The 306-nt window shown below is 65.4% G+C and carries 1 pseudogene; it reads left to right on the top strand.

What is annotated here, in order from left to right:
- Window positions 1-64: 64 nt before the first annotated feature.
- Window positions 65-306 (top strand): annotated as a pseudogene (locus EN845_RS35910) (hypothetical protein); the annotation flags it as partial.

Genomic DNA, 306 nt, shown 5'->3' with positions numbered 1-306 from the left:
GCCATGGGGTCTGAAGACAAGAGCAACGGGGGCGAATGGCGATGCAAGAAGCCAGGAGAGCGTCATGCAATTGTCCTCCATCCATCCATTCGCCCGGCGCGGGCTGGCAGCTTCCGTAGCCGTCACCTTGGCTTTGGGCGTGACTTTGGCCGGTCCATTGGCGGTTCCGTCCTCTCAGGCGGCGCATGCGGCCGTGGTTTCCGTGACCGTCCGCGAGCGGCTCGCGACTTACGGCGGATGGCGGACTTCCAGCCGGTTCGGCGAGGTGTGGGTTCCCTCCGTCCGGCCTGAATGGCGGCCCTATAC

It is taken from the genome of Mesorhizobium sp. M8A.F.Ca.ET.202.01.1.1 (genome assembly GCF_004791595.1).
Taxonomy (GTDB): Bacteria; Pseudomonadota; Alphaproteobacteria; order Rhizobiales; family Rhizobiaceae; genus Mesorhizobium.
This window is presented reverse-complemented; position numbering and strand designations above follow the sequence as displayed.